We start from the raw sequence: 23094 nt of genomic DNA on the forward strand, positions 1-23094 counted from the left end.
CCCCGCTCAGCCGGGCGGCCGGGCGGGGCGGTGGTGTCGGTGCCGCTACGTCGCGTCGGGGTCGAACGGGGGCCGCTCGCCGGGCTGCAGCGGGGCGCCGGCGGAGGCGGGAGCCGGGGCGGCCTTGTCGAAACTCACGCTGCCCGCCCGGCCGTTCACCGGCGCGGCCGGCTTGTCGTCCAGGACGGAGCGGATGTCGAGCGACTCCTTCATGTCCTTCAGGCCCAGCGGGTCCTGCTGGTCACCGATGAGCTGCTTGCGGACGAAGGTCTTGGGGTTGAGGTCCTCGAACTCGAAGTCCTTGAACTCGGGCCCGAGCTCGCTGCGGATGTCCTCCTTCGCGTTGTCCGCGAAGGAACGGATCTTCCGGATGAAGCCCATGGTGTCCTGGATCAGCTTCGGCAGCTTGTCGGGGCCGAAGATGATGATCGCCATCACGATCAGGGTCAGGATCTCCAGCCCACCTACGTCGCTGAACACCTTTGCTCCCTAGCTCGTCGGACGACGGTTCCTACAGGGTAATGGCCACCGGCGGGTCCCTGGCCCACAGCGGGATGAAGCCGTGGTAAAGACCGGCCGGTGGCCTGGGCGAGCGAAGGGGTTCGCTAACGGATCTGCTGGCGCAGGGCGGCGATGCTGCCGGGGTAGCGCTCCGGGGAGGAGGACGGCTTCGCCTCGCGGGTGGCGGCCACCGGGCGGCCCGGGAAGTCCACCGGGACCTGGGCGTTCATCGGGACCAGGCCGGTGCGGCCGGTGGTGCCGCCCACCGGGCTGACCGTGGTGCCGTGCTGCTCCTCGCCCTGGGTGAGCCCCCCGACGCCGCCGAGCGTGACCGCGGCGACGGAGAAGGCGCCGGCGGCGGCGAACACCAGTCGGCGACCGCGGGCCGCGGAGGGGCGTACGGCGGCCGCGGCGGGCTGCGGACGGGCGGCGGCGCGGTCGGGCCGGGCGACGGCCTCCGGACGGGCGGTGCGGCGCCCCATCAGCGGCCGCAGCACCGAGCCGCGGCCGAAGGCGCGCGGGTCGAACCCGGGGACGGGGGTGTCGGCGCCGAGCGCGCCCGCGCCGAAGGAGGCGCCGGCGCCACGGCCGAAGGAGCCGCCGTCGAGCCGGCTGCCGCCGAGGGTGCCGGTGGCGCCCACTCCGCCGCCGGGCAGGTCGTCGTCGTCCCGGCCGCGCCCGCGCGGCGGCCAGTCGGCGTCCGCCGGGGCGTCCTCCGGGAGGCTGCCGACGGCCATCAGCCGGGCCATCAGCGCGGAGGAGGGGCCGGGGTTGTCGGTGCGGGTCAGCAGGTGTTTGACGGAGCGGCCCTCGTCGGCCTCGGCCTTGCACTGCGGGCAGGTCGCCAGGTGGGCCAGGACCCGCTCGCGGGAGTCGTGGCCGAGTTCGCCGTCCAGGAAGGCGGACAGCCGGTCGCCGAGGTGGTGTTCCTCGGCCGCGGGTTCGGCGGGCCGTACGGGGACCGCGCGCAGTGCCGTGTCGGCGGGCAGCGGGAGGGCGGGCGGCAGGGGGTCGCCGGGTTCGCCGAGCACCGGGTCCTCGGTGCCGCGACGGCCCGGCAGTGCCCAGCTCCGCCAGGCCGAGGACCGGTCGGACGCATCCGAACGGTCCGGGCCGGACCGGCTGGTTCCGCTCACGATCGCCTCCGTCCGCGCCCGCCGGGCGCAGTCGCGGCCTCGACGGCGACACCGACCGGCACCGGCTCCTCCGAACCGCCGCGGCGCTCGCGGCCCGGGGCCGAGCCGGGGGCGCGGTGCTTGAGCGCGGCGCGCAGGTGGGAGCGGCCGCGGTGGATGCGGCTACGGACGGTACCGAGCTTGACGCCCAGCGTGGCGGCGATCTCCTCGTAGGAGAGGCCCTCGATGTCGCAGAGCACCACGGCGGCGCGGAACTCCGGGGCGAGGGTGTCCAGGGCCTGCTGCACGTCGGCGTCGAAGTGGGTGTCGCTGAAGTGCTGGGCCGGGCTGGGCTCGCGGGAGGCGAGCCGCTCGGCCGCGTCCTCGCCGAGCGCGTCGAAGCGGATGCGCTGGCGGCGGCGGACCATGTCCAGGAACAGGTTGGTGGTGATCCGGTGCAGCCAGCCCTCGAACGTGCCGGGGGTGTAGGTGGACAGCGAACGGAACACCCGGACGAAGACCTCCTGGGTGAGGTCCTCGGCGTCGTGCTGGTTGCCCGTCAGGCGGTAGGCCAGGCGGTAGACGCGGGCGCTGTGGGCCTCGACGATCTCCTCCCACGTGGGAGGAGTCCAGGTCTGCGCGTCGGGACCTTCGGCGAAGGTCGCGAGGACAGGGGCCTCGGTGGTACCGGCGGCCGGCGTCTCGGCGGCGGGCTGGTCCAGGTCGGAGTGCGCAGGCTGGTTCATCACGGGCTTCGGCGTACGGGCCGACGCGGTGCCGCGGAAGTGCCGCCGCACAGGGACGTCGCCCTCGGCCACACCTCCTCGGTCGGCTCTTCTGCCCAGCAGGGCCACCACCATATCCACCTCACCCGTCAAGCCCGGATAAAAGTGTCCGGGAGGTCTTGCGCACCCGGTCCTCAGTGACAACGGCCCGCCGCCGTACGCGGTTCCCGCCCGGCCAGTAACCTGTGGCAGGAAATATCGACATCCCTCCGCACCGGGCCGCCACCCGGGGCTCCGAAAGAGGCAGCCATCAGCGAGTTCGGGCCCGCGCGCGCGGCCCTCGCCGACACCTACGTGGGCGAGGACGCGGTGCTGACCTACGCCCGGGCCCAGTCCGCGAGGACCGGGATACGGGCCATCGGGCCGAGCGGCGGAGCCTGCCTGCGCCTACTGGCCGCGGCCCTGGACGCCAAGGCGGTGGCCGAGATCGGCACCGGCACCGGGGTGTCCGGGGTCTACCTGCTGCGCGGGATGCGGCCGGACGGCGTGCTCACCACCGTCGACTCCGAGCCGGTGCGCCAGCAACTGGCCCGCGAGGCCTACCAGGCGGCCGGGTTCGCGGCCAACCGCTCGCGGTTCATACCGGGCCGGGCCCTGGACGTGCTGCCCCGGCTCGCCGACGGCCAATACGACCTGGTGTTCTGCGACGGGGACCCGGCCGAGTCCCGCGAGTACCTGCTGGAGTCGCTGCGGCTGTTGCGGCCGGGCGGGATGGTCTGCTTCGAGGGGGTCTTCCAGGAGGGCCGGCTCGCCGAGCCCGAGCTGCAGGACCCGCAGACCGGCGCGGTGCGCGACCTCGTCCGGGACGTCCGGGAGAGCGAGGCGCTGCTGCCCGCACTGCTGCCGGTCTCGGACGGACTGCTCTGCGCCGTCAAGCGCTAGCCGGGCACGCCCCGGGGCCCGCGGGGGGCACCGGGAGAACGCACGGGCCCGGGCCGACGTGACGTCGTACCCGGGCCCGGCAGTACGTCTCCAGGAGACGGCGAGCACCCGCTGCGGTCAGCCGGTGACCTTCTTCAGGGCATCGCCCAGGGCGTCGGCCTCGTCAGGCGTGAGCTCCACCACGAGGCGTCCGCCGCCTTCGAGCGGAACGCGCATGATGATGCCTCGCCCCTCTTTGGTGACTTCGAGCGGGCCGTCACCCGTCCGCGGCTTCATGGCCGCCATGCTCGTTCCCCTTCCTGCAACCGCTCAGCTACGCACCGGCAGTCCGTCCACCGCCGGTATCGAACGCATTGATCGGAAGCCATTATCCCGCATGCCACGGCCTGATGACCAACATCACTCTCGGTGCATCCACGGCCGGACCGGCCGCAACCGTCGCAATTGGCGCCATAAGCCCCGGCGTGGCGGCGGTGGGGGCACCACCGGAAGGTGCGATACCTCACACTCCCAGGCGGCCCTCCGCTCCGGCATCCTGGCACGACCACCGACGCGACGACCGTTTAGGGAGCCCTCCCCCATGTCCGATTCCGTGCTGTACGAGCTGGACGGCGGCCTGGCCGTCATCACCATCAACCGCCCGGAGGCGATGAACGCCCTGGACGTGGCCACCAAGGTCGCGCTGCGCGACGCCGTGACCGAGGCCGCCGGGAGCCCGGCGGTGCGGGCGGTGCTGCTGACCGGGGCCGGCGAGCGGGCGTTCTGCGTCGGACAGGACCTCAACGAGCACCTGGCGCTGCTGAAGCGCTTCGAGGAGACCGGTGAGGGCGCGCTGCGGACCGTCGCCGAGCACTACAACCCGCTGACCCGCGCGCTGGCCGGGATGCGCAAGCCGACCGTCGCCGCGGTCGGCGGGGTGGCGGCCGGCGCGGGCGCCTCGCTCGCCTTCGCCTGCGACTTCCGGATCCTCTCCGACCGGGCCGGCTTCAACACCGCCTTCGCCGGGATCGGCCTGACCGCCGACTCCGGCGCGTCCTGGACGCTGCCCCGGCTGGTCGGACACGCCAAGGCCACCGAGCTGCTGATGCTGCCCCGGACGGTCAAGGCCGCGGAGGCGATGGAGCTGGGCCTGGCCACCAAGGTCGTGCCGGCCGACGAACTCGCGGCCACCGCGCGGGTCTTCGCCCGCGAGCTGGCCGCGGGCCCGACGGTGGCCTACGGCGCCATCAAGGAGTCGCTGGCGTACGGCGCCTCGCACTCGCTGGACGAACTGCTGGACAAGGAGGACGAGTTGCAGACCCTGGCCGGGGAGAGCGAGGACCACCGGATCGCGGTACGCGCCTTCATCGCCAAGGAGAAGCCCGAGTACGTGGGCCGCTAGGCCCTGTCTTCGAACTCCCGTCGTCCGCCCGGAGAGCGGGCGGGGCGGCGTTGGGGTGCGTGCGTCGCAAGGCGGAGGTGGTGGGGGGCACCTCCCGGCCGGAGGCTGGGGGCGGCGCCCGATGCAGCGCATCGGCGACCGACGACGCGGCGAGGTGCGTGCCCCGGCGGCGGCCCGCAGACGGGAGTCTGAAGACAGGGCCTAGCGCTTCTCCGCCCCGCCGGCGCGGACGTGGCAGTCCGCCAGGTGGTCGTCGACCAGGCCGCAGGCCTGCATCAGGGCGTAGGCGGTGGTCGGGCCGACGAAGCGGAAGCCCGCCTTCTTCAGCGCCTTCGCCAGCGCCGTCGACTCGGGGGTGACGGCCGGCACCTCGCCCAGCGTGCGCGGGGCCGGCCGGTCCGGGTCGGCGGCGAACTGCCAGATCAGCGCGTCGAGGCCGCCGTCCAGGTCGCGGGCGACCCGGGCGTTGGCGATCGCCGCCTCGATCTTGGCCCGGTTGCGGATGATGCCGGCGTCGGCGAGCAGCCGCTCCTTGTCGGCCTCGCCGAACTCGGCGACCTTGCCGATCTCGAAGCCCGCGAACGCGGCCCGGAAGCCCTCCCGGCGGCGCAGGATGGTCAGCCAGGACAGGCCGGACTGGAAGGCCTCCAGGCAGACCCGTTCGAACAGGGCGTCGTCGCCGTGCACCGGCCGGCCCCACTCGGTGTCGTGATAGACCCGGTAGTCGTCGGTGGAGTCGCCCCAGCCGCAGCGGCGCAGGCCGTCCGCACCGAGGACGGCGCCGTCGGTCACCGCGGTCACTTCTCCTTCACCGGCTTAGCGTCCTCGGGGGCCTGCGACTTGGTGAGCGCCACCGCGGGCTCGACCACCGCGGCGAACTGCTCCAGGCCGGGCAGGGGTTCGGCGGCCGGGTCGGGGGCGGTGCCGGCCTCGACCGCGCCGCGCAGGTGGGCGGCGGCCTCCAGCTCGGCGATCCGCGAGTCGCGGTAGGCGAGTTCGGCACCGAGGCGGTCCAGGACGTCGTCCACCTCGTCCATCCGGTAGCCCCGCACGGCCATCGGCAGGCGCAGCTCGTCCACGTCCGTCTTGGTCAGCGGCCGGTCCTGCGGCAGCCGGGCGGCGATGCGGTCCGGCACCGCCTCCGGCATCGAGCCGCCACCGCCGAGCGCCACCAGCGCGGCGCCGCCGACCACCACGGCCATGGCGACCACGATCACCCAGAACACGAGCTGTCCTCCCGAACTCCCGGTCGGCCTCCTCCGAGGTGCCAGGGAACCGGGCTGATCATGACAGCATGGTCCCTAGTGAGGCCGGGGGCCATCATCGCACCCGCAGGAGCTGTGGAGGAGACATCGGTGGCACTGCGCCTGGGACCGCGCGAATTCGGTGACGACGAGCTGGTGATCATGGCCATCGTGAACCGGACCCCTGACTCGTTCTTCGACAAGGGCGCGACCTTCGCCGACGAGGCCGCCTTCGCCGCAGCCGACCGCGCGATGGCCCAGGGCGCGGCGATCCTGGACATCGGCGGGGTGAAGGCCGGCCCGGGCGACGAGGTCACGGTCGAGGAGGAACTGCGGCGCACCGTGCCGTTCGTGGCCGAGCTGCGCAAGCGCCACCCCGAGGCGGTGATCAGCGTGGACACCTGGCGGCACGAGGTAGGCGAGGCGGTCTGCGAGGTGGGCGCGGACCTGCTGAACGACGCCTGGGGCGGGGTCGATCCCCGGCTCGCCGAGGTGGCCGCCCGGTACGACGCCGGGCTGGTCTGCACCCACGCGGGCGGCGCCGAGCCGCGCACCCGGCCGCACCGGGCCGGGTACGAGGACGTGATGGCGGACATCCTGCGGGTCACCGTCGGACTGGCCGAGCGGGCGGTGGAGCTGGGCGTCCGCCGGGACGCCGTGATCATCGACCCGGGGCACGACTTCGGCAAGAACACCCGGCACTCGCTGGAGGCCACCCGGCGGCTGCCGGAGATGACCGCGACCGGCTTCCCGGTGCTGGTCTCGCTCTCCAACAAGGACTTCGTCGGCGAGACCCTGGACCGGCCGGTGAACGAGCGGCTGCTCGGCACCCTGGCCACCACGGCGGTCTCGGCCTGGCTGGGCGCCCAGGTCTACCGGGTGCACCAGGTCGAGGAGACCCGCCAGGTGCTGGACATGGTCGCCTCGATCCGGGGCACCCGCCCCCCGGCGGTCGCCCGCCGGGGGCTGGCCTGAGGCTTTCCCCTCCGGCGCTCGGCTCGCCTCCTTCTGACGCTCGCTCGTCCGAGCATCTGGCGCTCGGCTCGCCTCCGGGGCGCCCGGCCCCGGTGCCGACGGTCGTCGCTCCGGCGCTCGTGCCTCGCCGGTCGCTCCTCGCCTTCCGGCACCGGCGCGCCCCTTCGGCTCGCTCGCGCTAGATCTCGTCGGCGGGCCGGCGGGCCTCGGCGAGGATCTTCAGGACCTCGTCGATCTCGTCGGTGATGTGGAACAGCTCCAGGTCGTGCGGGGCCGCCTTGCCCTGGGCGACCAGGGTGTTCTTCAGCCACTCGTAGAGGCCGCCCCAGTAGGCGCTGCCGAAGAGGATCACCGGGAAGCGGGTGACCTTCTTCGTCTGCACCAGGGTGAGCGCCTCGAACAGCTCGTCCAGCGTGCCGAGTCCGCCGGGCAGGACCACGAAGCCCTGCGCGTACTTCACGAACATCGTCTTGCGGACGAAGAAGTAGCGGAAGTTCAGCCCGAGGTCGACGAACTCGTTGAGGCCCTGCTCGAAGGGCAGCTCGATGCCGAGCCCGACGCTGAGGCCGCCGCCCTCCGAGGCGCCGCGGTTCGCGGCCTCCATCGCGCCCGGGCCGCCGCCGGTGACCACCGCGTAGCCGGCCTCGGCGAGGGCCCGGCCGATGGTCACCCCGGCCTCGTACTCGGGAGAGTCCGCCGGGGTCCGGGCCGAACCGAACACGCTGATCGCGGGCGGGAGTTCGGCCAGGGCGCCGAATCCCTCGACGAACTCGGAGGTGATCCGCAGCACCCGCCAGGGGTCGGTGTGCAGCCAGTCGGTGGGACCGGTGGTGTCCAGCAGGCGCTGGTCCGTGGTGCTGGTGCCGACCTGGTCCCGGCGCACCAGCACCGGGCCCTTCTGCTTCTCGGGCCAGGCCTTCTTCTTCCGCGGCACGCCGACCTGCTCGGGGCCGTGTCCGTAGTGCTTGTCGTCTCCTGTGCCTGTCATGACGAAACCCTACGCCCGCCCTCCCCCGTTTTCAGGCAACGGGGGAAGGTCGGTTGGGCAACCGGAAGATGGCGTTCGACCCGGACGGATCGGCCTCGAACGTCTTCTGCTTCGACTGGTCGGCTGGTCAGCTGGTCAGCTGGTCAGCCAGGCGCGCAGCCGGGCCTCGGTCTCGGCGATGGCGGTCAGCGAGCAGTGCTCGTCCCGCTTGTGCGCGTAGTCCGGGTCGCCGGGGCCGTAGTTGACCGCCGGGACGCCGAGCGCGCTGAACCGGGCGACGTCGGTCCAGCCGAACTTGGCGCGGGCCTGGCCGCCGGTGGCTGCCAGGAAGGCCTGGGCGGCGGGCTGGGAGAGGCCCGGGAGGGCGCCCGGGGCGAAGTCGGTCACGGTCAGCTCGAAGCCGTCGAAGACCTCGCGGACGTGCTTCTCCGCCTCGGCCTCGCTGCGGTCCGGCGCGTAGCGGAAGTTGATGGTGATCACGCACTCGTCCGGGATCACGTTGCCGGCCACGCCGCCGTCGATCCGCACCGCGTTGAGGCCCTCGCGGTACTCCAGGCCGTCGATCTCCACCCGGCGCGGCCGGTAGTTCGCCAGCCGGGTGAGCGCCTCGGCGGCGTGGTGGATGGCGTTGTCGCCGAGCCAGCTGCGGGCCGCGTGGGCGCGCACGCCGGTGAGCCGCAGCTGCGCCCGCAGGGTGCCCTGGCAGCCGCCCTCGACCATGGCGCCGCTGGGCTCCATCAGCACCGCGAAGTCGGCGGCCAGCCAGTCCGGGTGGTCCTTGGCGAGGTGGCCGAGGCCGTTGCGGTCGGCCTCCACCTCCTCGCAGTCGTAGAACACGTAGGTGAGGTCGCGGTTGGGCTCGGGCAGGGTGGCGGCGAGCCGCAGCGCCACCGCCACACCGGACTTCATGTCCGAGGTGCCGCAGCCGTAGAGCAGGTCGTCGTCGACGTACGAGGGCAGGTTGTCGGCGATCGGCACGGTGTCCAGGTGGCCGGCCAGCACGACGCGTTCGGCGCGGCCCAGGTTGGTGCGGGCCACCACGTTGTTGCCGTGGCGGTCCACGGTCAGGTGGGGGTAGCCGCGCAGGGCGGCCTCGACGGCGTCGGCGAGTGCCTGCTCGTCGCCGCTCACCGAGGGGAAGTCGACGAGCCGGGCGGTCAGCGTGCCGCCGTCGAGGGTCAGGTCCAGGGGCGTCGGGTTCGGGCTGCTCATGGCGCCAGCCTAGGGCGTGTCCCGGCCCGGCGGTCGTGCACCCGGTGTGGTCGTCCTGTGACGCGGAACGCCCGTGGATCGGCAACCGGAGTGCGCCGCACATCCGTCCGAGTGGGTACGGTGTCGGATCAAGCAGGCAGGGCGCGAGAGGGGCGACGGTGGCCAGGAGAAGGCACAGCGATGAGCTGGGCGAGGAGCTGGGCGATGATGTGGCGCCCCGCCGCCGCGGTCCGGTGCGTGCGCTGTTGCTCGTGCTGGTCGGGCTGTTGGGCCTGGCGATGGTCGCGGGCCTGGCGGTGGTCGGGATCTGGTGGTTCGGGTTCCGGCAGGGCGCCTCGGAGGAGTGCACGGTGAAGACCGCGGCCGGCAGCGGCACGCTGGAGCTGCCGCAGGCCGCCAACGCGGCGACGATCGCCGCGGTGGCGCGTGCGCGCGGGCTACCGGACCGGGCGACGGCGATCTCGCTGGCGACCGCGATGCAGGAGTCCAAGCTGCGCAACCTCGCGGGCGGCGACCGGGACTCGATCGGCCTGTTCCAGCAGCGGCCCTCGATGGGCTGGGGCACCCCGGACCAGATCGCGGACCCGGTGTACGCGACCAACAAGTTCCTGGACGGCCTGGTCAAGGTGCCCGGCTACACCAGGATGCCGCTGACCGACGCGGCCCAGGCGGTGCAGAAGAGCGGCTACCCGCAGGCGTACGCCAAGCACGAGACCAAGGCGACCCTGCTCGCCTCGGCGCTGGCCGGCCGGGAGCCCGCCTCGTTCAGTTGCGTGGTGAAGGACTACGCCAAGCCGGACCCGGCCGACTCGCCGTCGCCGACCGCCGGCGCCTCGGCCGCCCCGGCCGCCCAGCCGGACCGCGCCCAGGTGCTGTCGGACCGGGTGCGCCGGGAGTTCGGCAAGACGGTCACCCCGGCCGCCGGCTACGCCTCGACGATCAAGGGCGCGGAGAACGCCGTCGCGCTGACCCCGGATCCGGCCACCGCCGCGCTGACCACCTCGGCGGACACCGGGGCCGACGCGGGGGCGGGCGCCGAGCGAGCCAGCGGCTGGGAGGTGGCCCACTGGGCGGTCGCCCAGGCCCAGCAGCTGGGCATCGCGACGGTCGCCTACGACGGGAAGATCTGGCGCAAGTCCGAGTCCGAGGACGGCTGGCAGAACCAGACCTCGGGGACGTCCGCCAAGCTCGTCCAGGTCACCCTGGCCCCGTACGGGAAGGGCTGACGGACACACGTTCGGGTTGCCGCCGGACGGGTGATTCCGGTCAACTGCGGTGGACCGGCCGTCCGTTCCGGCGACCCCGGCCGGAGAACCGTCACTTCCCTTGGCCGGAGCCGGTCCGACGGCCTCCGGCAAGGCCGGGAAGGACCACCGCTGCGGTCCTACGATCTGATGGTCAGTCAGGCTATTTCCTTGCACCGGCCGAAACCTTCTGGCTTCTCAAGCGGTAACAAGGTCGTCCGCCAGGTCCCGTCCGCACCCGGGTCGTCCACCCGGCGGACGGGACGGACCCAGACCCCTTCGAGGAGCCTCATGTCTCACCCCCTCACGCGCCGGATCGCCCAGGCCGCGCTCGTCGTGGCGGCCGGAGCGACCCCGCTGGTCGCGGCCGGCTCCGCGTCCGCACTGGGCGGGGACGCCCTGCTTCCCAAGAGCGACCTCGCGGCGCCGCTGGGCCAGCTGACCAACACCGACACCGGTTCCACCCTGCAGCACACCACCCACCAGCTCGGCCAGGCGGCCGGCACCACCGGCGCCGCCACCGTCGCCGCGGGTGTACCGGCCTCCGCCGACGCCGCCGGCAACATCGTCGCCCACCAGCTCCCCGAGGCGAACGAGAAGGCCAGCTCGCTGACCGCGCCGGTCGACCAGACCGCCGCCACCACCGGCCAGCTCTCCGCCGTCACCCCGAAGGTCGCCTCGGCCCTGGCCGGCAAGCTCGGCGAGGCCGTGACCGGCAAGGGCATGGGCACCCGCAGCGCCGAAGCCGGCACCAGCCCGGTCGGCGGTCTCGGCCAGGCGGGCGCACTCGCCCACGCGCTGCCCGGCGCCGACAAGCTCTCCGGCGCCGTCCCCAGCACCAACGCCGTCACCGACGCGCTGCCGACCAGCGCGGTCGAGCGCGCCCTGCCGCTCGGCCCGGTCGAGCACGCGCTGCCCGGCGGCCTGCCCGGCACCGACGTGCTGGGCCTGGCGGAGCACGGCTCGGCCAACCGGCTCGGCGGCGCCGACCTCGGCCCGAACAACCCGCTGTCCGGCCTGACCGGCGCGCTCGGCCCGGTCGGCGGCCTGCTGGGCGGCGTGAACGGCGGCAGCATCAGCGGCCTGCCGCTGTAGTCCCGACGCCGAAGGGGCCGGTGTTCCGTTCGGAACACCGGCCCCTTCCGTCGTACCGTCAGCGTGCCGCGGTCAGCCGCTCCACGGCCGCGGCGACCCGCTCGTCCGTCGCGGTGAACGCGACCCGGACGAACTCGCCGCCGGCCGGCCCGTAGAAGTCACCGGGCGCCACCAGGATGCCCAGCGCGGCCAGTTCGGCCACCGTCTCCCAGCACGGGCGGTCCTGGGTCGCCCACAGGTAGAGGCTCGCCTCCGAGTGCTCGACCCGGAAGCCGGAGGCCTCCAGCGCCGCCCGCAGCGCCGAGCGCCGGGCCGCGTACCGCTCCCGCTGCTCGGCCACGTGCGCGTCGTCCGTCAGCGCCGCGACGGTCGCCGCCTGGACCGGCGCCGGCACGATCATGCCGCCGTGCTTGCGAAGCCCCAGCAGCTCCTGGACCACCACCGGGTCGCCCGCCACGAAGGAGGCGCGGTAGCCGGCCAGGTTGGAGCGCTTGGAGAGCGAGTGGACGGCCAGCAGGCCCTCGTGGTCGGTGCCGCAGACGTCCGGGTGCAGCACCGAGACCGGCTCGGCCTCCCAGCCCAGCTCGAAGTAGCACTCGTCGCTGACCAGCAGCACCCGGTGCTCCCGGGCCCACTCGACGGCGCGGCGCAGCTCGTCCGCGCCGAGCACCCGGCCGGTCGGGTTGGACGGCGAGTTCACCCAGAGCAGGCGCACCCGGGAGCCGTCCAGCTCGTCCACCGAGTCGTACTCGACCGGCTCGGCGCCGCACAGCCGTGCACCCACCTCGTAGGTCGGGTAGGCCAGCCGGGGGTAGGCGACCTGGTCACCCGGGCCGAGGCCGAGCTGGGTCGGCAGCGAGGCCACCAGCTCCTTGGAGCCGACGGTCGGCAGGACGGCCCGCGGGCCGATCTCCGCGCCGCAGCGGCGGTGCAGCCAGCCGGCGATCGTCTCGCGCAGCTCCAGCGGGCCCCAGACGGTCGGGTAGCCGGGCGTGTCGCTGTGCGCGGCCAGTGCCTTCTGGATCACCTCGGGGACGGGGTCCACGGGGGTGCCGACGGAGAAGTCGCAGAGGCCGCCGGGGTGGGCGAGGGCGGTGGCCTTGTACGGCTCCAGCTTGTCCCAGGGGAACACGGGGAGCCGGTCGGAAACGCGGCGCGCCGCCCCCGGGTGGCCCGGGAACGGCGCGCGCGTGCTGTTGGTGTTCACAGCTCAGTAGCCACCGATCGTCAGTGGTCGGCGTTCTGCGGCGGCAGAGCGGCGATGAACGGGTGGTCCCGCTCGATCAGGCCGAGCTTCGAGGCGCCACCGGGCGAGCCCAGGTCGTCGAAGAACTCGACGTTCGCCTTGTAGTAGTCCTTCCACTCCTCCGGGGTGTCGTCCTCGTAGAAGATCGCCTCGACCGGGCAGACCGGCTCGCACGCGCCACAGTCGACACACTCATCCGGGTGGATGTAGAGGGAGCGCTGGCCCTCGTAGATGCAGTCAACCGGGCACTCTTCGATGCACGCCTTGTCCTTCACGTCGACACAAGGCTGCGCGATGACGTAGGTCACGCTGTCGTTCCTCCTCGGAAGGGCCTGGCGGCCCGTTCTGTTCTGCTGCCGTGCGCGGTGAGCGCGGCGTCGTCGATGCCCGCCCCTAGTATCGCGGGTCGGAGCAGGCAAATGCACAGGAGGTGGCCGGATCATGACCCGAGACCAGCGGGAGAGCCGTCCGGAAGTCCGGATAGATCGCTCTGACGTGGGACTTCGAGTCTCCGCGCGACGCCTCTCGGAGTTCGTGGACGACCGCCCGGTGTTCCGCGATGTGATCGGCGTGCTCACATCGTGGGACGATCAAGGGCTGACGGTCGAGCCCCGCTCCGGCGGGCCGGTCACCTTCCCGGAGAAGCTGCTGGTCGCGGGCAAGGTCGTGCCGCCGTTCCCGGCCCGGCGCGCGCCGCTCCCCGCCGCCACCCCGGTCGAACTGCAGCGGACCGCCGGGCGCGGCTGGCCCGGGGTCGAACAGGAGGCGCTCGGCGCGTGGACGCTGCGCGCCGCGGCCGGGTTCACCCAGCGGGCCAACTCCGTCCAGGCGCTCGGCGACCCGGGCATGCCGCTGCCCGGGGCGCTGGCCGTCGTCCGGGACTGGTACGCGGCGCGCGGACTGCCCGCCCTGGTCGAGGTGGTCACCCCCGGGACGGCCGACGAGCTCCGGCCGCTGCTCGGCCCGCCGCGCTCCCCCACCACGGTGCGCACCGCCCCGCTGGCCGCGCTGGCCCGGACCGGCGCCGGGCACGGGCGGGTGCGGCTCTCGCGAACGGCCGACGACGGCTGGCTGTCCCTGTACGGGAAGCTGAGCGAGGACCCGGCGGTGCGCGCGGCGGCCCGGCACGTCCTGCACGGCGGCCCCTCGGTCTGGTTCGCCACCGTGCCCGGCGCCCCCGGACAGCCGCCGCTGGCGATCGGACGCTGCGTCATCGACGGCCCGTGGGCCTGCTTCGGCGCGATCGAGGTGCAGCCGTACGCCCGCCGGGCCGGGCTGGCGACGGCGGTCATGGCGGTGCTCGCGGCCCGCGCGGCGGAGGAGGGCGCGAGCGGCGCGTACCTGCAGGTCGAGGCCGGCAACGAGGCCGCGATCGCGCTCTATGACGGACTCGGCTTCACGACCAGTCACACTTACCACTACGCGCTCCTTCCCCAGGAGTAGCCGCCCGACCGTTCCATCCTGGTATGTCCGCTTGTCCGTCCGTCGTACGAAGGCCGTCGCCGTCACCGTGACCGAGCAGAGCAGAGACCGCTTCCGGACCGCCGCCCGCGCCGAGCAGCCCGACCCGGTGCTGCTCTGCCTGCTCGCCGCCGCCGAGCACGACCCCGTCCTCGACCCGGGCGATCCGGGCGATCCGCCCGGCGTGGACACCGTGCTGGCCGCCTGCGAGGCCGCCCTCGACCGGCACGCGACGGCCGTCCGGCAGGCCGTGGCCGAACGCTCACCGTCCGGGCCGGAGGAGACCGCCGCCCTGCTCGCCGCCGTGCTCGGCGGGCGGGAACGCTTCCACGGGCGGCAGTCCGACTACCGGCGGCTGGAGTCCTCACTGCTGCCGGACGTGCTGCGCCGGCGGCGCGGCCTGCCGATCATGCTCTCGCTGGTCTGGGCGGCGGTCGGCCGGCGCGCCGGGCTCACCGTCCACGGCATCGCCCTGCCCGGCCACTTCATCGTCGCGGTCGGCGGCCCGGGCGGCGGCGAGGAGTACGTCCTCGCCGACCCGTTCCACGGCGGACGGCTGCTCGACCCGGCCGACGTCGAACGGCTGGTCGCCGCCTCCGGGCACGACTTCACCCCCACCCTGCTCACCCCCGCCCAGCCGCTGGACATCGTGCTGCGGGTGCTCGGCAACATCCGGGTCTGGGCCGCCGAGCGGCCCGAACAGGCCCGCACCCAGCTGTGGGCCACCGAACTCGCCCTGCTGCTCCCCCGGCACCCGGCCCAGCTCCGCCTGGAGCGGGCCGAACTCCTGGTGCGGATGGGCGACTTCCTCGGCGGCGCGGCGGAGATGGACGACTACGCGCGGATCCTGGACGCCTTCGACCCGGACACCGCCGCGAAGGTCCGCCAGGAGGCCCGGGCGGCCCGCCACCGGCTCAACTGAGCCGCAAACCGACGGAGTTACAGCCAGCCCTTCTCCCGGGCGATCCGGACCGCCTCGGTGCGGTTGCGGGCCTCGGTCTTCTGGATCGCCATCGAGAGGTAGTTGCGGACCGTCCCCTCCGACAGGTGCAGCCGCCTGGCGATGTCCGCGTTCACCGCGCCGTCCGAGGCCGCGCCCAGCACGTCCCGCTCGCGCGCGGTCAGCGGGTTGGCGCCCTCCGCCAGCGCGGCCGCCGCCAGCGCCGGGTCGATCACCCGCTCGCCGCGCAGCACCCGGCGGATCGCCTCGGCCAGCTCGGAGGCGGGCGCGTCCTTCACCAGGAAGGCGTCCGCGCCGGACTCCATCGCCCGGCGCAGATAGCCGGGCCGGCCGAAGGTCGTCGCGATGACCACCTTCGTCCCGGGCGACCGGCGGTGCAGTTCGGCGGCCGCCTCGATGCCCGTCATCCCCGGCATCTCGATGTCCAGCACGGCGACCTGCACGTCGTTCGCCAGCACCGCCGCCACCACCTCGTCCCCGCGGCCCACCTGCGCGACGACGTCGATGTCCCCCTCCAGCCCGAGCAGCGCGGCCAGCGCCTCCCGGACCATCCCCTGGTCCTCGGCGAGCAGCACGCGGATCGAGGGACTGTTCTCTGCGTTACCCATGGCCAAGACCTTATGGCCTGTCACCCGGCGGAACGGGTGGGGATGTTCGGGCGCTCATCGACGACCGCCCCGCAGTCCGCCACCACCGCGCCCTGGCACCGGAGAGCTAGGGAACCTGCGGGGACGGCGCCGGCACCGTGCGCAGCGGCACCGAGGCCCGGACCCGGAAGCCCTTGCCGCGCGGTCCCGGGCCGGTCTCCAGCCGCCCGCCGACCAGGGCGAGGCGCTCCCCCAGCCCGGAGAGCCCGTTCCCCGGCTGGGACTTGCCCGGCCCGCGCCCGTCGTCGGTGATCTCCAGGACGGCGTACCGCTCGCCGCTGCCCTCCCAGCTCTCGTCCGCCGTCACGGTGCAGACGGTGGCGCCCTCGCCGTGCCGGACGATGTTGGTGACGGCCTCGCGCAGCGCCCAGGCCAGCGCGCCCGCCTCCTCGTCGGCCAGCGACGGCCAGGCGTCCACCAGTTCCGGCGCGGCCTCCAGGCGGACCTGCGCGGCGGACAGCGCGGTACGGGCGGCGGCCAGTTCGACCGGCAGGGTGGGGCGGCGGAAGCCGGTCACCGCCTCGCGCACGTCGATCAGCGACTGCCGGGCGACCTGCTCGATGTCGGCGACCTGGGCCCGGGCCGCCTCGTCCTTGCCCGCGTCCATGAACCGGCCGGCCAGCTCGCTCTTCAGGGTGATCAGCGAGAGCGAGTGCCCGAGCAGGTCGTGCAGGTCGCGGGCGAGCCGCAGCCGCTCCTCGGAGGCGGCCAGGTGGGCGACGGCGGCCCGGGCCTCGCGCAGCTCCTTCATGGTGGCCACCAGCCGCTGCAGGCCGGTCATCGCGACGCCGGAGAGGAAGGCGCTGAACGCGAAGGTGGTGACGTTGTCGCTCCCGGCGTGGATCAGCACGCCGGTCGCGGCGGTGAGCACGGCCATGCCGACGAGCGCGCGCGGCGCGAGGTTCGGCGGGGTGACGACCGCGAGGCAGACCGAGGCGTAGATGAACATGGTGAGGAAAGCGCCGCCGAGCGCGAAGGAGGAGCCCACCGCGAGCACGATCATCGTCCCGACGATCACCTGGCAGGCCCGCGGCTTCATCCCGGCCTGCGAGCGGAAGAACACCAGCAGCACGTAGGCGACCACGAAGACCGCCAGGCAGACCCAGCCGATCGCCTGCCCGGCCGGGCTGTGGCCGCCGTTGACCAGGTCGCTCGCCGGGTAGGCCAGGTAGATCATCCACAGCAGCATCCAGGCGACCTTGACCATCAGCTGCCTCCGGGTCTCGACCGGGGCGCCGGGGACGTTCATGAAGGACGCGCGCGCCGGACCCGCCTCCGTCGACTCGTCGGGGCGTCGGGTCCGGCGCTCGTCACTCATGTGGATCATCATGCCTGGCGGGTGTCACGCCGGTACAGGACCGTGGCGGCGGCCACGAACACCGCGAAGAAGGCGACCAGCCCGGAGACGGCGGCCAGGTCCAGCGAGTGGCCGGGCTGGGTGAAGGTGGCCAGCTTGTTGTACAGGAACACCGGGTTGAACCGGGCGAACCTCTCCAGCGAACCGCTCACCGGGAACCAGGTGCCGCCGAGCAGCGCCATCGCCATGTAGGTGATCATCACGATCGGCTGCACCGCGTCCGGCGCCGCCGCGTAGCCCAGCGCCACCCCCAGCGCGGCGAAGACGAAGCTGCCCAGCCAGAGCGCGACCGCCAGCCCGATCCACTGCGGCACGCTCAGCGAGACGCCCTGGCTCGCGCCGACCGCGAAGACCACCAGGATCGCCGGCAGCGTGGTCACCGCGGTCGCCGCGATCTTGCCGACGGTGTACGCCCGGCCCGGCAGGGCGGTCAGCCGCAGCTGGCGCGTCCAGCCGCTCTTGCGCTCCAGCGAGATCCGCTGGGCGCTGCCGGTGAGCACCGCGCCGACCGCGCCGAAGGTGGCCATCGAGACCATGAAGTAGGTCTTCACGGGCAGGCCGCCGGCCTGGTTGCCGGAGCCGTAGGCGTTGATGAAGAAGACGTACATCAGCGCCGGGTAGACGACGGTGAAGAACAGGTAGCGCCGGTTGCGGAGGGTCCGCAGGATCTCCAGCTTGATCAGGGTGGTCATCGCGCGCTCTCCTCTGCCAGGTCCTGCTTGTCCAGCTCGCCCGTGATGGTCAGGAAGGCCTGCTCCAGGCCCACCCCGGCGACCTCCAGCCCGCGCGGGTACAGGCCCGCCCGGTAGATGCCGGCCATGCTGGCGTCGGCGTCCGAGGTCCGGATCCGTACCGTCCGCACCCCCGGGACGCGGGCGGTGACGTCCAGCGACTGCACGCCCGGCAGGGCCCGCAGCACGGCCTCGTCGAAGCGGGCGGCGTCCGCGGCGACGTCGGCGTCGTGGAGTTCGAAGGCGATCCGGCGGGCCCCTGCGCGCGCCTTGATCTCCGCCGAGCTGCCGTCGGCGATCAGCCGGCCCCGGTGCAGCACCAGGACGCGGTCGGCGATCGAGTCGGCCTCCTCCAGGTAGTGGGTGGCGAACAGCACCGTGCGCCCGGCGTCGGCCTGGGCCCGCATGCTCGCCCAGAACGCCTGCCGGACGCTGACGTCCATGCCCGTGGTTGGCTCGTCCAGCACGATCAGGTCGCTGTCGCCGGCGATCGCCAGGGCGAAGCGGACCCGCTGCTCCTGGCCGCCGGACAGCTTGTCCACCCGGCGCTCGGCGAGCTCGGTGATCCCGGCGTCGGTCAGCACCTCCGTGACCGACCGGCCGCGCGGGTGCACCTTGCAGGCGAGTTCGACCAGTTCGCGGACCTTGACGTCGGTCATCAGCCCGCCGCTCTGCAGCATCGCGCCGACCCGGCCGTCCTCGATCGCCGCCCGCGGGGTGCCGCCGAACAGCGTGACGCTGCCCTGGTCGGGCTCCCGCAGCCCGAGCAGCAGGTCCAGGCTGGTGGACTTGCCGGCGCCGTTCGGGCCGAGCAGGGCGACGGTCTCGCCCGGCCGCAGCACGAGGTCCAGTCCGTCCACGGCGCGCACCCGCCCGTAGCTCTTGCCGACGCCGCGGAAGGCGGCCACCTCGGTAACCATTCGCCCGGCTCCTCTTCCCTGGTGGTGTCGCGTGCGGTGCTGTCCGCACCACTTCAGGGTCCCGCTCGGGCGGGGGCCGGCGGCAGTGTCGGCCGTCGTGCCTTCGGTATGACGGATGTCATGCCGGCGGCCGGCACCCCGTCCACGGGTACCGGCCGCCGGATCGGCTGGTCAGGGGTGCTACAGCCCCAGCGAGCGCTTCACGAATTCGACCTGGAGCAGCAGCAGGTTCTCCGCGACCTCCTCCTGCGGGGTCATGTGGGTGACGCCGGAGAGCGGCAGCACGGTGTGCGGGCGGCCGGCGGCGAGCAGCGCCGAGGAGAGCCGCAGGGTGTGGGCGGCCACCACGTTGTCGTCGGCCAGGCCGTGGATGATCATCAGCGGGCGCTCCAGCCCGGCCGCGTACCCGGTCAGCGAGTTCGCCCCGTACACCTCGGGCCGCTCGGCCGGGTGGCCCAGGTAGCGCTCGGTGTAGTGGGTGTCGTACAGCTCCCAGTCGGTCACCGGCGCCCCGGCCACCGCCGCGTGGAACACGTCGGGGCGGCGCAGCACGGCGAGCGCGGCGAGGTAGCCGCCGTACGACCAGCCGCGGATCGCCACCCGGTCGAGGTCCAGCGGGAACTCCCCGGCGAGCGCCCGGAGCGCGTCCACCTGGTCGTCCAGGGTGGCCCCGGCGAAGTCGAAGGCGATGGACTTCTCCCAGGCCGGCCCGCGCCCGGGGGTGCCGCGGCCGTCGGCGACGACCACCGCGAAGCCCTGGTCGGCGAACCACTGGGAGTTGAGGTGGGGGTTGTGCGCCTGGACGACGCGCTGGCCGTGCGGGCCGCCGTACGGGTCCATCAGGACGGGCAGCAGGCCGTCCCGCTCGCGGTCGTAGCCGGTGGGCAGGAAGACGGCGGCCGGGATGCGGCGCTCCCCGGCGAAGCGGAAGACCGGGCGGGCGGTGAGGACCGGGGTCTCGGCGTACGAGGTGACGGTGGCGACGTCGTCGACCACCAGGCCCTCCGGGAGGTCCCGGGCGACCTGCACCAGGGTGCCGGGCAGGTCGGGCTCGGCGGTGGCCCGGACGGTGATCCCGCCGGCGTGCACCGCGCTGGTGACGGAGGTGAACGGGCGGCCGTTGGCGGACTCCCAGGCCAGCTGCTTGCCGTCGTGGCTGATCCGGCCGACGGCGATCCAGCCGGGCTCGGGGTCGGTCTCCCCGGCGCCGCCGGCGGCGCTGAAGAACACCTCCCGCTCGGTGACCGCGACGACCGAGCGGACGTGCAGGTCGGCGCCGGTGACGGCCTGGTCGCCGACCACCAGGGCGCGCACGCCGTCCTGGTCGGAGATCCGGACCAGCTTGCCGTCCGGGGTCCACGCGGGCACCCCCGGGAAGGCCTCCAGCCAGGCCTCGTCCTGCTCCTCGAACAGCACCTCGGTGGCGCCGGTGGCCACGTCCAGGCCGAGCACCCGCTGGCTGCGCTGGTCGCGGGACTGGACCAGCAGCAGCGGCACGCCGCCCTCGGACCAGTGCACCCGGGCCAGGTACGGGAAGGCCTCGTGGTCCCAGACCACTTCGGTGCGCCCGCCGTGCAGGTCGAGCACCCAGAGCCCGACCTCGGCGTTGGCGGTGCCGGCCGCCGGGTAGGCGACCTCGGCGGGCTCGCGGTCCGGGTTGGCCGGGTCGGCGATCCACCAGCGGCGCACCGGGCTGTCGTCGGCGCGCTCGGCCAGCAGCCGCTCGCCGTCGGGGGACCACCAGAAGCCGCGGTCGCGGTCGATCTCCTCCTGGGCGATGAACTCGGCCTGGCCCCAGGTGACGTTCGGGCCGTCCGGCTCGGCGAGGGCCCGGTCGCCGCCGCCGTCGGTGCGGGTCAGCCGCAGTTCGCCGGCCGTGTTGGCGTAGGCGACGTGGGTGCCGTCCGGGGACAGCCGCGGGTCCAGCAGCGGGCCCACGGCGGGCAGTTCGGCGGTGCCGCCGGAGGCGAGGTCGGCGGTGAACAGCCGGCCGGACAGCGCGAAGGCGGCCCGGGCGCCGGCCGCGTCCAGGGCGTAGCCGACGATGCCGGCCGAGCCCTCCCGGCTGCGCTCGCGGCGGGCCTTCTCGGCCGGCGAGAGGTCCTCCTCGCCGCCGCCGAGCAGCACGGCCGGGTCGGCGGCGATCCGCTCCTCGCCGGTGGCGGTGTCGAGGGTCCAGAGCAGGTTGGCCCGGTCGCTGCCGGATCGCGAGCGCAGGAAGACGACCCGCGAGCCGTCCGGGGCGACGGAGAAGGAGCGGGGGGCGCCGACGGTGTAGCGCAGGGTCCGCGCGTACTGCCGGGGGAAGGTGTCCGCAGGGGTGTGGGAGGTCATGGCACCAGACCCTACGACGGCCGACTCCCACAGTCGGGTGACTGACGATCACTCGTTCGGAGCATCACCCCCGGGTACGCCCCAAAGGGGCCCACACCCCCTCCGACCGGCCCATGCGCCCCACCAGTGCCCCCGTGCCCCGGCGCGCGCGGACTCACTGAATGTAACGCTCCCCTTACTCATCGGGTATGACTGGTCAGGCGAGTGATCGTCGGCCCCGTCCCGGGCCACGGTCACCCCACCCCGGTTCCCGTACGGTCCCACCGCCGCCCTCCCCAGCGGGCGGCGCCCGAGAAGGGGTATGAGCCCACATGGCCATGAACATCTCCGCAGCCGTGCTGATGCTCGTCATCGTGGTGGTGCTGATCCGCCGCTCCGGCCTCAAGCTGGCACACGCCATCGTCTGCGCACTGCTCGGCTTCTACCTGGCCTCCAGCTCGATCGCACCGTCGATCAGCCAGGTCACCAGCAATCTCGCCGGAATGATCAACGGCCTGAAGCTCTGACCCGTTCCGGCCCGTGGACAAGGGCCTGCCGCCGACAGGCCCTAGGCTTCCTCCCATGACCGCGACTACCGGCCGCCGCCTCCTCCTGGTGCACGCCCACCCCGACGACGAGTCGATCGGCAACGGCGCCACCATGGCCAGGTACGCCGCCGAGGGCGCCCGGGTGACCCTGGTGACCTGCACCCTCGGCGAGGGCGGCGAGGTGATCCCACCCGCGCTGGCCCACCTGACGGCTGATCGGGACGACACCCTCGGCGCGCACCGGATCGGCGAGCTGACCGAGGCGATGCGCGCCCTCGGCGTCACCGACTTCCGCTTCCTCGGCGGCCCGGGGCGCTACCGCGACTCCGGGATGATGGGCGTGCCCGACAACGACGCCCCCGGCTGCTTCTGGCGGGCCGACGTGGACGAGGCGGCCGGCCACCTGGTCGCGGTGATCCGCGAGGTGCGCCCGCAGGTGCTGGTCACGTACGACGACAACGGCGGCTACGGGCACCCGGACCACATCCAGGCACACCGAGTCGCGATGCGCGCCCACGAGCTGGCCGCCGATCCGGCGCACCGACCCGAACTCGGCGCCCCCTGGCGGATCGCCAAGGTGTACTGGAACCGGATGCCCGGCTCGGTGCTCGACGCCGGGCTCGCCGCGACCGCCGCCGAGGCGTCCTTCCCGGGCGTCGCCCAACCCGCCGACGTCCCCGGGGTGGTGGCCGACGAGGTGGTCACCACCGTGCTGGACGGCACCGGCTACGCCGAGCGGAAGGCCGCGGCGATGGCCGCGCACGCCACCCAGATCACCGTGGCCGGCGCCTCCTTCGCGCTCTCCAACCACCTCGGCCAGCCGCTGTTCGCCACCGAGTACTACCAGTTGGTGCGCGGGCGGGCCGGTGCGGAACGACCCGAACGCGACCTGTTCGCGGGCCTGGAGGGCGACTCCGCGGCCCCGGGCACCGACCCGACTCCCAGCGAGGGGAACGCCCGATGACCGCGCCCGCCGCCAAGCCGAAGAGCCGCTCGATCGCGGTGGCCGTCCTCGGCACCCGCGACGAACGGCTGGCCGAGCCCCAACCCCCGCGCGCCGCCCGGATCGCGGCGTATGTCCTGTTCTTCCTGCTGGGCGTCGCGGTGTCGGTGTGCGGATCCTTTGTGCAGGCCCTGTGGCCGCCCGTGGGGGTTCTGCTGGCGCTCGCCGCCACCGCCGCGACCTTCTACGCGGGCCTGCGGGTCACCGGCACCCGGCTGGGCGCCGCGATGCCCGCGGCCGGCTGGTTCCTGGCGATGCTGCTGCTGATGGTGCCCCGGCCGGAGGGCGACAACGTGCTCTGGTCCAACGCCACCTCGCTGGCCTGGCTGTTCGTCGGCTCGATCCTGGGCGTGATCTGCGCCACCCTGCCGACCCGCACCAGCTGGTTCCCCGGGGTGCCCAACCCCCCTCGCTGATCCCGGCGGTCGGCCGCGTACGGTGGCGCGCACAACGCGCAGTCAGGACCACTCCGCCGTACTCTCATA

At 73.8% G+C, this 23094-nt stretch carries 25 protein-coding genes; 10 read left to right on the forward strand and 15 right to left on the reverse strand.

Annotated elements, in window-relative coordinates; translation table 11 throughout:
* Window positions 1-45: 45 nt before the first annotated feature.
* The 3 genes from ACFWIS_RS06340 to sigE form a co-directional block, all read right to left on the reverse strand.
* Complete coding sequence (locus tag ACFWIS_RS06340; RefSeq protein ID WP_380457856.1) at window positions 46-480, reverse strand: sec-independent translocase; 435 nt, start codon at window positions 478-480, stop codon at window positions 46-48.
* 125 nt (window positions 481-605) lie between these two features.
* Window positions 606-1637 carry an anti-sigma factor family protein gene (locus tag ACFWIS_RS06345; protein WP_380457858.1) on the reverse strand — a complete coding sequence of 344 codons (1032 nt, stop codon included), beginning with the start codon at window positions 1635-1637 and terminating at the stop codon, window positions 606-608.
* Complete coding sequence (gene sigE, locus ACFWIS_RS06350) at window positions 1634-2362, reverse strand: RNA polymerase sigma factor SigE (protein WP_380457922.1); 729 nt, start codon at window positions 2360-2362, stop codon at window positions 1634-1636. Before sigE ends, ACFWIS_RS06345 begins: the two co-directional genes overlap by 4 nt.
* A gap of 288 nt (window positions 2363-2650) precedes the next feature.
* On the opposite strand from sigE, the gene ACFWIS_RS06355 reads away from it, so the two are divergent.
* Complete coding sequence (locus ACFWIS_RS06355) at window positions 2651-3283, forward strand: O-methyltransferase (RefSeq protein WP_189915839.1); 633 nt, start codon at window positions 2651-2653, stop codon at window positions 3281-3283.
* A 117-nt stretch (window positions 3284-3400) separates the two neighbouring features.
* Here ACFWIS_RS06355 and ACFWIS_RS06360 read toward each other — a convergent pair whose 3' ends face one another.
* Window positions 3401-3568, reverse strand: coding sequence for a DUF3117 domain-containing protein (locus tag ACFWIS_RS06360; RefSeq protein WP_188303543.1), 168 nt, complete (start codon window positions 3566-3568; stop codon window positions 3401-3403).
* A gap of 295 nt (window positions 3569-3863) precedes the next feature.
* On the opposite strand from ACFWIS_RS06360, the gene ACFWIS_RS06365 reads away from it, so the two are divergent.
* Window positions 3864-4664: an enoyl-CoA hydratase-related protein gene (locus tag ACFWIS_RS06365; RefSeq protein WP_380457860.1), complete on the forward strand. Its 801-nt coding sequence runs from the start codon at window positions 3864-3866 to the stop codon at window positions 4662-4664.
* 201 nt (window positions 4665-4865) lie between these two features.
* Here the strand turns inward: ACFWIS_RS06365 and ACFWIS_RS06370 are convergent, their stop codons facing one another.
* On the reverse strand, window positions 4866-5456 hold the full coding sequence (locus tag ACFWIS_RS06370) for a DNA-3-methyladenine glycosylase I (protein WP_380457924.1): 591 nt from the start codon (window positions 5454-5456) through the stop codon (window positions 4866-4868).
* A gap of 5 nt (window positions 5457-5461) precedes the next feature.
* Complete coding sequence (locus ACFWIS_RS06375; protein ID WP_380457862.1) at window positions 5462-5890, reverse strand: DivIVA domain-containing protein; 429 nt, start codon at window positions 5888-5890, stop codon at window positions 5462-5464.
* A 180-nt stretch (window positions 5891-6070) separates the two neighbouring features.
* Between ACFWIS_RS06375 and folP the strand changes: the two genes are divergently transcribed.
* Window positions 6071-6883: a dihydropteroate synthase gene (folP, locus tag ACFWIS_RS06380; protein WP_380457926.1), complete on the forward strand. Its 813-nt coding sequence runs from the start codon at window positions 6071-6073 to the stop codon at window positions 6881-6883.
* Window positions 6884-7061: 178 nt separating this feature from the next.
* Here folP and ACFWIS_RS06385 read toward each other — a convergent pair whose 3' ends face one another.
* Together ACFWIS_RS06385 and dapE are read right to left on the reverse strand one after the other, a co-directional pair.
* On the reverse strand, window positions 7062-7871 hold the full coding sequence (locus ACFWIS_RS06385; protein ID WP_380457864.1) for a TIGR00730 family Rossman fold protein: 810 nt from the start codon (window positions 7869-7871) through the stop codon (window positions 7062-7064).
* A gap of 135 nt (window positions 7872-8006) precedes the next feature.
* On the reverse strand, window positions 8007-9083 hold the full coding sequence (gene dapE / locus ACFWIS_RS06390; RefSeq protein WP_380457866.1) for a succinyl-diaminopimelate desuccinylase: 1077 nt from the start codon (window positions 9081-9083) through the stop codon (window positions 8007-8009).
* A gap of 158 nt (window positions 9084-9241) precedes the next feature.
* On the opposite strand from dapE, the gene ACFWIS_RS06395 reads away from it, so the two are divergent.
* A complete protein-coding gene (locus tag ACFWIS_RS06395; protein WP_380457868.1) occupies window positions 9242-10309 on the forward strand; it encodes a hypothetical protein in 1068 nt (355 codons plus the stop codon).
* A gap of 309 nt (window positions 10310-10618) precedes the next feature.
* Window positions 10619-11422 (forward strand): hypothetical protein, encoded by an 804-nt coding sequence (locus tag ACFWIS_RS06400; protein ID WP_380457870.1) that lies wholly within the window; start codon window positions 10619-10621, stop codon window positions 11420-11422.
* A gap of 58 nt (window positions 11423-11480) precedes the next feature.
* Here the strand turns inward: ACFWIS_RS06400 and dapC are convergent, their stop codons facing one another.
* Both dapC and fdxA read right to left on the reverse strand, forming a co-directional pair.
* Window positions 11481-12629: a succinyldiaminopimelate transaminase gene (gene dapC, locus ACFWIS_RS06405; RefSeq protein ID WP_380457872.1), complete on the reverse strand. Its 1149-nt coding sequence runs from the start codon at window positions 12627-12629 to the stop codon at window positions 11481-11483.
* 20 nt (window positions 12630-12649) lie between these two features.
* Window positions 12650-12976, reverse strand: a complete 327-nt coding sequence (gene fdxA / locus ACFWIS_RS06410; protein ID WP_030287402.1) for a ferredoxin — start codon at window positions 12974-12976, stop codon at window positions 12650-12652.
* A 187-nt stretch (window positions 12977-13163) separates the two neighbouring features.
* On the opposite strand from fdxA, the gene ACFWIS_RS06415 reads away from it, so the two are divergent.
* Window positions 13164-14111 carry a GNAT family N-acetyltransferase gene (locus tag ACFWIS_RS06415; protein ID WP_380457874.1) on the forward strand — a complete coding sequence of 316 codons (948 nt, stop codon included), beginning with the start codon at window positions 13164-13166 and terminating at the stop codon, window positions 14109-14111.
* A gap of 31 nt (window positions 14112-14142) precedes the next feature.
* Complete coding sequence (locus tag ACFWIS_RS06420) at window positions 14143-15051, forward strand: transglutaminase family protein (protein WP_380457876.1); 909 nt, start codon at window positions 14143-14145, stop codon at window positions 15049-15051.
* A gap of 17 nt (window positions 15052-15068) precedes the next feature.
* Here the strand turns inward: ACFWIS_RS06420 and ACFWIS_RS06425 are convergent, their stop codons facing one another.
* The 5 genes from ACFWIS_RS06425 to ACFWIS_RS06445 all read right to left on the reverse strand — a co-directional run bounded on the left by ACFWIS_RS06425 (window position 15069) and on the right by ACFWIS_RS06445 (window position 21079).
* Entirely contained in the window at window positions 15069-15698 is a 630-nt protein-coding gene (locus tag ACFWIS_RS06425) for a response regulator transcription factor (protein WP_380457878.1), read from the reverse strand.
* 106 nt (window positions 15699-15804) lie between these two features.
* A complete protein-coding gene (locus tag ACFWIS_RS06430; protein ID WP_380457880.1) occupies window positions 15805-17055 on the reverse strand; it encodes a sensor histidine kinase in 1251 nt (416 codons plus the stop codon).
* A gap of 8 nt (window positions 17056-17063) precedes the next feature.
* Window positions 17064-17786: an ABC transporter permease gene (locus ACFWIS_RS06435; protein WP_380457882.1), complete on the reverse strand. Its 723-nt coding sequence runs from the start codon at window positions 17784-17786 to the stop codon at window positions 17064-17066.
* Window positions 17783-18745, reverse strand: a complete 963-nt coding sequence (locus ACFWIS_RS06440) for an ABC transporter ATP-binding protein (RefSeq protein WP_380457884.1) — start codon at window positions 18743-18745, stop codon at window positions 17783-17785. The genes ACFWIS_RS06435 and ACFWIS_RS06440 overlap by 4 nt, the downstream gene beginning before the upstream one ends.
* 180 nt (window positions 18746-18925) lie before the next feature.
* Window positions 18926-21079 (reverse strand): prolyl oligopeptidase family serine peptidase, encoded by a 2154-nt coding sequence (locus tag ACFWIS_RS06445; RefSeq protein ID WP_380457886.1) that lies wholly within the window; start codon window positions 21077-21079, stop codon window positions 18926-18928.
* Window positions 21080-21390: 311 nt separating this feature from the next.
* On the opposite strand from ACFWIS_RS06445, the gene ACFWIS_RS06450 reads away from it, so the two are divergent.
* From ACFWIS_RS06450 to ACFWIS_RS06460, 3 genes are read left to right on the forward strand one after another with little or no spacing between them, the layout of a single operon-like run.
* Window positions 21391-21585, forward strand: a complete 195-nt coding sequence (locus tag ACFWIS_RS06450) for a DUF2304 family protein (protein WP_030062563.1) — start codon at window positions 21391-21393, stop codon at window positions 21583-21585.
* Between the two features lie 55 nt (window positions 21586-21640).
* A complete protein-coding gene (gene mshB, locus ACFWIS_RS06455; RefSeq protein WP_380457888.1) occupies window positions 21641-22570 on the forward strand; it encodes an N-acetyl-1-D-myo-inositol-2-amino-2-deoxy-alpha-D-glucopyranoside deacetylase in 930 nt (309 codons plus the stop codon).
* Window positions 22567-23025 carry a DUF6113 family protein gene (locus tag ACFWIS_RS06460; protein ID WP_380457890.1) on the forward strand — a complete coding sequence of 153 codons (459 nt, stop codon included), beginning with the start codon at window positions 22567-22569 and terminating at the stop codon, window positions 23023-23025. The genes mshB and ACFWIS_RS06460 overlap by 4 nt, the downstream gene beginning before the upstream one ends.
* Window positions 23026-23094: the final 69 nt, after the last annotated feature.

This window comes from Kitasatospora sp. NPDC127060 (assembly GCF_042724935.1).
Taxonomy (GTDB): Bacteria; Actinomycetota; Actinomycetes; order Streptomycetales; family Streptomycetaceae; genus Kitasatospora.

Coding starts and splice junctions, on each gene's coding strand:
- sigE (WP_380457922.1), bottom strand. CDS start 2,362: ATGAACCAGCCTGCGCACTCCGACCTGGACCAGCCCGCCGCCGAGACG.
- ACFWIS_RS06360 (WP_188303543.1), bottom strand. CDS start 3,568: ATGGCGGCCATGAAGCCGCGGACGGGTGACGGCCCGCTCGAAGTCACC.
- ACFWIS_RS06365 (WP_380457860.1), top strand. CDS start 3,864: ATGTCCGATTCCGTGCTGTACGAGCTGGACGGCGGCCTGGCCGTCATC.
- folP (WP_380457926.1), top strand. CDS start 6,071: ATGGCCATCGTGAACCGGACCCCTGACTCGTTCTTCGACAAGGGCGCG.
- ACFWIS_RS06385 (WP_380457864.1), bottom strand. CDS start 7,871: ATGACAGGCACAGGAGACGACAAGCACTACGGACACGGCCCCGAGCAG.
- dapE (WP_380457866.1), bottom strand. CDS start 9,083: ATGAGCAGCCCGAACCCGACGCCCCTGGACCTGACCCTCGACGGCGGC.
- ACFWIS_RS06400 (WP_380457870.1), top strand. CDS start 10,619: ATGTCTCACCCCCTCACGCGCCGGATCGCCCAGGCCGCGCTCGTCGTG.
- ACFWIS_RS06425 (WP_380457878.1), bottom strand. CDS start 15,698: ATGGGTAACGCAGAGAACAGTCCCTCGATCCGCGTGCTGCTCGCCGAG.
- ACFWIS_RS06430 (WP_380457880.1), bottom strand. CDS start 17,055: ATGAGTGACGAGCGCCGGACCCGACGCCCCGACGAGTCGACGGAGGCG.
- ACFWIS_RS06435 (WP_380457882.1), bottom strand. CDS start 17,786: ATGACCACCCTGATCAAGCTGGAGATCCTGCGGACCCTCCGCAACCGG.
- ACFWIS_RS06440 (WP_380457884.1), bottom strand. CDS start 18,745: ATGGTTACCGAGGTGGCCGCCTTCCGCGGCGTCGGCAAGAGCTACGGG.
- ACFWIS_RS06445 (WP_380457886.1), bottom strand. CDS start 21,079: ATGACCTCCCACACCCCTGCGGACACCTTCCCCCGGCAGTACGCGCGG.
- ACFWIS_RS06450 (WP_030062563.1), top strand. CDS start 21,391: ATGGCCATGAACATCTCCGCAGCCGTGCTGATGCTCGTCATCGTGGTG.
- mshB (WP_380457888.1), top strand. CDS start 21,641: ATGACCGCGACTACCGGCCGCCGCCTCCTCCTGGTGCACGCCCACCCC.
- ACFWIS_RS06460 (WP_380457890.1), top strand. CDS start 22,567: ATGACCGCGCCCGCCGCCAAGCCGAAGAGCCGCTCGATCGCGGTGGCC.